We start from the raw sequence: 6,372 nt of genomic DNA on the forward strand, positions 1-6,372 counted from the left end.
CACGAGCCCCACCAGCCAGCGACGGGACGCCGGACGCGCGACAACCGGAGCGCTCGGCATCACCTCGGGCGCGGGGAGGGCCGCGGCGGGAGAGGACCCACCCGTCCTGCCGTGCACGGTGACGGGGCTCATGCCCGTCCGACTCACGCGCGCGGCCGAACCGTAGGCCCCAGGGCCCGCCCCCGTGGCGGGCGCCGCCACCGCCGCGAACTCGGGGTCCGTCGGACGCGCGGCCGACAGCGTGGCCAGCGTGGGGATGCGCATCTTCTCCGTGTAGCGCTCCTCCCCGAAGTGGCTTCGCAGGAACGCCCCGAGCGCCGGTGCACCGGCCGCCCCACCCTGCGACTCCACCGCGAAGGCCTCCAGCGCGTCCGCGAAGTCGTCCGCGGTCGCGTACCGGTCCTCCGGCTTGAAGGCCATCGCCTTCAGGATGATGGCCTCCAGGCCCTCCGGGAGGTCCGGCCGCAGGGCGCGCGGCTTCTCGAACTCGCACTGCAACAGCGCGTTGAGCACCGCCAGGTCGTTCTCTCGCGAGAAGGGCCGCACGTGCGTGACGGCCTCGTAGAGGCTGACCCCCAGCGAGAACACGTCCGCGCGGTGGTCGACCTCCTTGCCCTGCGCCTGCTCCGGCGCCATGTAGATGTACTTGCCCTTCACCACGCCCGTGCGCGTCTGCACCAGGCGCGACTCGGCCTTGGCGATGCCGAAATCCAGCACCTTCACCTGGCCCTGGTACGTCACGTACAGGTTGGAGGGTGACACGTCCCGGTGCACCACGTGCAGCGGCTGGCCCTGCTCGTTGGTGAAGGTGTGCGCGTAGTGCAGGCCCCGCGCCGCGTCGATGAGCACCCGCAACACCGCCGGGATGGGCACGTACTGACGTCGGCGGCCCGCCAGCCGCAGCGTCGTGGAGAAGTCCTCGCCCGCGAGGTACTCCATGCAGATGTAGTAGCAGCCCTCGATGAAGCCCAGCTCGTGGATCTGGATGATGTGCGGGTGCGACAGCTTCGCCGCGAGCCGCGCCTCGTCGCGGAACATCTCCACGAAGTCAGGGATGGCCGACAGCGCCGGCAGCATCCGCTTGAGCACGACGTTGCGCTCGAAGCCGTCCGCGCCCAGCAGCTTGGCGAGGAAGATCTCCGCCATGCCTCCCTCGGCCAGCTTGCGCACGAGAACGTACTGACCGTAGGGCTGCAACAGCGGCGCGGACGAGGCCCCGGCGGGGTCCGGGATGGGAACGGTGGGCTGGGGGGGTGCCATTGCCTCAAGGCCCTCGCGTTTTCAGGGTGCGCACCGTGAGTACGTCCGGGGCACCGGGACGCGTCATCTTAAACACCAGAAGGGGGGGCGTTCCCATGGGGGACACCCACGTATCGAAGCGGTGCTTGCCGTCCAAGGGCACGGCCCGTCCGTTGATGGACAGGCGGGCATTCACGGGCGCGACTCCCGCCGCACGCACCTTTTCCGCCGACGCTGTCCCCTGACGCGGACTGTCGACGACGAGCCCCTCCACCGAGTTGTCGTAGACGAGCTCCAGCTTGTTCATCCGCCCGCCCTTGAGCGCGGCCCCCGCCTGGGACAGCGGCGTGACGGACCACAGGTAGCTGCCCTCGCCCAATGCCCCCGCCTCCAGCGCCGCGCGCGTCTCCGCCACCGTGCGCTGGGCCACGGGCGTCGTCAGCGCGCCCGCCTTGTACACCGCCACCCGGTAACTGCTGGCCTGCGGCTCCGCCCCGTAGGTGAACGTCACCGCCGGAGGCTTGTCCTGGTAGAAGATGGTCGTCTTCTCCGGGCCCTCGGGCACCACGTTGCGCACCCGCGCGAGCGACTTCGTGCGCGACTCAGGCGCGAAGTGGGCACTGCCCGAAGCCACCGGGGTGCCGTCCTCCTTCTTCACCCGCCAATAGAGCGTGCCGCGCGCCGGCGCCGACACGTTGACGGAAGCCCGGTGCACCCGGCCCCACAGCACCCGCCGCGTGAAGCCTGCGTCCAGCGCCGCCTCCACCACCGCGTCGCCCTCGCCTTCCCAGGTGAGCGCCACCTCGGAGAGGCCCCGGTGGTACACCTCCGCGCCCTCGCCCGGCCCCACCGCGACCGCCGCCGCCTCCAGCGGCTCCACCTTCGCCGTGCCGTCCTTCTCCACCGTGGCGCGCTCGCCCGCGCGCAGCGCCTGCCGCGTGTCGCCTCGCCGCAGCGTCACGTCGCCCGTGTGCGCCGCCACAAGGAAGCCGGAGCCGGTGCGCCGGATTTCGAGCTTCGCCGCGCCGCCGCCCTCCAGCGTCATCTCCGGCAGCACCACGCGACTGGTGCGCCCCGTGGCAAGCTGCACGGCCAGCATGCCCTGCAGCAGGTTGACGCGCGCCTCGTCGGTGACGCCCTCCTGCCCCGCGCTCTCCAGCACCGCCTCCGCGCCGGGGGACAGCGTCAGCAGCGAGCCACTGTCCTTGAGGGACAGCACCGCGTCGCCGCCCTTCGCCCGCACGCCGTCGCCGAAGGTGAGCACCTCGCCCTCGCGGCGCACCTTGCGCCAGCGGCCGGTGGCCTTCGACTTCACCTCCGCGGAGCCTCCCGACGGCGCTCGCACCGTCACCGCGATGGGCGCCAGCTCCACGATGCGCGGGGCGGATGGCACCACCTCCGCGCGCTCGCGCGTCAGGTCCACCGCGTCACCCTGCCCTGCCTTCAGCGTGCGCCCATCCTTGGAGACCAGCTCGATGGCGCCCAGCATCACCTCCACCCGAGCGGAGTCCTCCGCCACGGCGACCTTCACCTCGGACGGCTCCGAACCCACGCGCGTGAGGCCGAAGGGCGTGAGGATGTTCAGGGTCACCTTGGAGCCCGCACCGGCCGCGCTCCCTCCCGCCGGCACGCGCGACAGCACGATGCCGCGCTCCACCTTCATCACCACGCCCGTCGAATCCGAACCCAGCGCGAACCGGCCCTCGCGGCCCACCTCCACCGTGCGGCCTCCCGGGAAGCGCACCACCGCGGAGCCCTGGTCGCCCGTCTCCACCGCGTCGCCCGCGAGCAACGGTCCGGGCACGGCCGGGCCCACCTTGCCTCCGCGCTCCAGGCGCACATCGCCAGTCAGCCCTTCCAACTGGGCGAGCGTCGCTGGCGCGGCCCCCGCGTCCACTTCCGCCACCGGCGCGGGCTTCGGAGCTTCCTCGCGCTCACACCCCGCGCAGCCGGAGAGGAGGACGAGCAGCGACAGCGCCAGGATGCGGACAGGACTCACTGAAACCTCGGCAACGGACGGGCGTCACGCAGGGAAGGAGACCCCGCCGACTTACCGGGCCCTCGGGAACAAATCGACGTTGAAGATGGCCTGCTCGCCGTCGCGCACCGTGACGGTCTTGGTCTGCGGCCGGTACCCCGTCGCGGACAGGGTGATGCGGTACGTACCGCCCCGGACGCGCGCCGTGAAGCTTCCGGCCTTGTCCGTGCGCGCTCTCACCTTCGCCTGCGGGATGGACACCGTCGCCACCAGCGGCTGCCCGTTCCGGGCGCTGCGCACCTGTCCCAGGAGCGTGGCCAGCTCGCCCTTGCGCTCCTGGGACAGCACCACCACCAGCTCCGACGACTGCCCGGCCACCACCACCGCGGCCTCCTCCGCCGCGCGGAAGCCCTGCGCCGCCACCCGGACGGCCACCGGTCCGGGAGCAAGCCCCTCCAGCAGGGCCTCCCCCTTCATGTCCGTGCGCATCTCGGTGGTGCCCGCGGTGATGCGAACCCCCGGAAGCGGCACGCTGCCCTTGCCCTGCACCACCTTCACCTTGAGGGACCCGGTGGGCGGCGCCTTCTTGCGCAGGCGGATCTGCACCGGGGCGTTCTCCGAGGAGCCACTGACGGTGGCCTGCTCCGTCACCTCCTCATAGCCCTCCACGCTCACCTGGGCGGACTGCGCGCCGGAGGGCAGCAGGGCCCGCACCTGGCCCTGCGCGTCCGTCACCAGTTCCTCGCTCGTGCCGGGAGTCCTTAGAGAAGGTACCCGCACCCGGGCCCCCGCCAGCGGCGCGCCCGTCTCCGCGTCCACCACCCGCATCGGGACGAAGCCCTGCGTCGGCCCCTCCACCGGACGAGAGCCGCGCGCGTCGTCCCGCCACGCCAGCTCCAGCGCCAGGCCAATCCGCCGCAGCCGCTGCTCGGAGCGCAGGCCGTTCGCCTCCAGGGTCATCGTGTCGTGCGCCTGCTGCACATCCAACAGCAGCGTCCCGGTCCACTTCCCCTGCTGCATCACCGGGTGCATCAGCGCCGCCCCGACGACGTAGCCCTTGGAGGATGCCTCCAACCCTCCCGCGGCGTGCGCGGAGAGCGTCAGCGGCACTTCGCCCCGCGCCTCCAACTGGAAGTCCTCCGGCAGCGTCACCAGCACCCGGCCCGACACCAGCGCCGCGTGCCGCACGCCCCGCTGCAACACCGGCGCGGAGGCGTACCCACCGAACAGCGGAAGCTGCGCGAAGCCGTAGCCCGCGCCCAGGTCCAGCCGCACCGGCCCCAGCAACAGGCGCCCGCGCGGCCCCACCGAACCGCGCGCGAGGCTACCCCCCGTCACCCGCACCGACGCGTCCTTCAGTTCGAACGCTTCGCGCTGGAGATCCAGTTGACCGCCCAGGTAGCGGCCCACCGGTCCCGTCCCCCAGCCCGTCAAGGTCAGCGCCCCATCGTTGGGCGTCACACCCTTGTAGGTGAGCCCGGGCCCTACATCCACCTGCTCACCCTGGCGCACGGACAGGCCGTAGCGCAGCCGCAGCGAGGCGCGCTCCGGCTCCGGGGACTCGGCCCTGGCGGCCCGGTGGCAGAGCAGCGCCAGGAGGAGAAAGAGCAGGCGCGGAAGGATGTCGGTGAGGGGGATCGGGCGGCGCAAGGCCCGGCGGAGTATAGAGAAGGAGGGCAGGTGTCCCAACCCGCGATGCCGTCATTCCTTCAAGAAGCGGCGCGGATCACGGCTGGCTTCTTGCTGGAGTGGAACTGCTTTGCTAAGCATGACGACGGTCGGTAGCGCCTCGTCTAACCTCCGGGATTCACTCCAGAAACATCGGAGCGCCGCCGTGAGCGGGGCGAGCGAACGCTGAGGAGCGCATACGCCCATGGGCACGCAACTGGTGATGTACGAAGAGGAGTTCACCAAGATCAACGCCGTTTGCGACCGGCTCACGAAGGACGCGAACGCGAAGGTGGTCTTCCTCGTCGACAAGAACGGCCAGCTCATCTCCTCGGCGGGCCAGACGCAGAACATCGACACCACGTCGTTGGCGTCGCTGACGGCGGGCAACGTGGCGGCCATGGGTGGACTGGCGAAGCTCATCGGGGAGAACGAGTTCCCCAACCAGTTCCATGAAGGGGCGAAGGACAGCCTCTACATGACCATCGTCGGCAGCCGGGTGGTGCTGGTCGTCATCTTCGACAACCGCACGAGCCTCGGCCTGGTGCGCCTGCGCATCAAGAAGGCCAGCGACGAGCTGACGAAGATCTTCGAAAGCCTCGTGAAGAAGACCGACAGCCCCGGAGCCGGTTCGCCGTTCGCCGAGATCTCCGACGACGATATCGACAACCTCTTCAGCGAGTAACCCGGGAAGCCATGTCCTTCATCAATTACTCATCCCGCGAAATCAACTGCAAGATTGTCTATTACGGGCCGGGGCTCTGCGGGAAGACCACGAACCTCCAGTACATCTACAACAAGACGGCGGCCGACACGAAGGGCAAGCTCATCTCGCTCTCCACGGAGACGGACCGCACGCTCTTCTTCGACTTCCTGCCGCTGTCGCTCGGTGAGATCCGCGGCTTCAAGACGCGCTTCCACCTCTACACGGTGCCCGGTCAGGTGTTCTACGACGCCAGCCGCAAGCTCATCTTGAAGGGCGTGGACGGCGTGGTGTTCGTCGCCGACAGCCAGATCGAGCGCATGGAGGCGAACATGGAATCGTTCGAGAACCTGCGCATCAACCTGGCCGAGCAGGGCTACGACCTGAACAAGATCCCCGCGGTCATGCAGTACAACAAGCGGGATTTGCCCAACGCCGTCACCGCCGAAGAGATGCACAAGACGCTCAACCCCCGGAACATGCCGGAGTACCAGGCCGTGGCTCCGACGGGCGTCGGCGTCTTCGACACGCTCAAGGCCGTGGCGAAGCTCGTCCTCACCGAGTTGCGCAAGGGCGGTTGATCGCAGCCTGCTTCCCTGCCCGGCGGGCGGCTCGCCTCCGGGCAGCCCCCGTCAAAGGATGGTATGACCTCGTGCCGTCGGGTTAAGCCGCCTTCCGAGGTCGTACCGTGCGCGTCGCATCCGCCACCTTCCGTCTCCTCGCGCTCCTGAGCGCTGGCCTTTCCGGGCCGGTGTTCGCGCAAGGGGCGTCCCCCGCCACACCT

General features: G+C 70.2%; 5 protein-coding genes. 2 read left to right on the forward strand and 3 right to left on the reverse strand.

The genetic code is table 11. The annotated features are described in order from the left end of the window. The 3 genes from D7V88_RS37760 to D7V88_RS45320 form a co-directional block, all read right to left on the reverse strand. The coding region (locus D7V88_RS37760) for a serine/threonine-protein kinase (RefSeq protein WP_244238609.1) at positions 1 to 1,260 on the reverse strand (1,260 nt) is incomplete at its 3' end. Between the two features lie 4 nt (positions 1,261 to 1,264). Beyond that, positions 1,265 to 3,238: a FecR family protein gene (locus tag D7V88_RS37765; RefSeq protein ID WP_120545406.1), complete on the reverse strand. Its 1,974-nt coding sequence runs from the start codon at positions 3,236 to 3,238 to the stop codon at positions 1,265 to 1,267. Between the two features lie 51 nt (positions 3,239 to 3,289). After that, the gene (locus D7V88_RS45320; RefSeq protein WP_120545407.1) at positions 3,290 to 4,867 is read right to left on the reverse strand and encodes an MSCRAMM family protein; all 1,578 of its coding nucleotides are present in this window, start codon (positions 4,865 to 4,867) and stop codon (positions 3,290 to 3,292) included. 223 nt (positions 4,868 to 5,090) lie between these two features. On the opposite strand from D7V88_RS45320, the gene mglB reads away from it, so the two are divergent. After that, positions 5,091 to 5,570 carry a gliding-motility regulator GTPase-activating protein MglB gene (mglB, locus tag D7V88_RS37775; RefSeq protein ID WP_002637270.1) on the forward strand — a complete coding sequence of 160 codons (480 nt, stop codon included), beginning with the start codon at positions 5,091 to 5,093 and terminating at the stop codon, positions 5,568 to 5,570. A gap of 11 nt (positions 5,571 to 5,581) precedes the next feature. After that, the gene (gene mglA / locus D7V88_RS37780; protein WP_120537892.1) at positions 5,582 to 6,169 is read left to right on the forward strand and encodes a gliding-motility regulator Ras-like GTPase MglA; all 588 of its coding nucleotides are present in this window, start codon (positions 5,582 to 5,584) and stop codon (positions 6,167 to 6,169) included. The last annotated feature ends 203 nt before the right edge of the window (positions 6,170 to 6,372 follow it).

Source organism: Corallococcus terminator, from assembly GCF_003611635.1.
In the GTDB taxonomy this organism is placed as follows: domain Bacteria; phylum Myxococcota; class Myxococcia; order Myxococcales; family Myxococcaceae; genus Corallococcus; species Corallococcus terminator.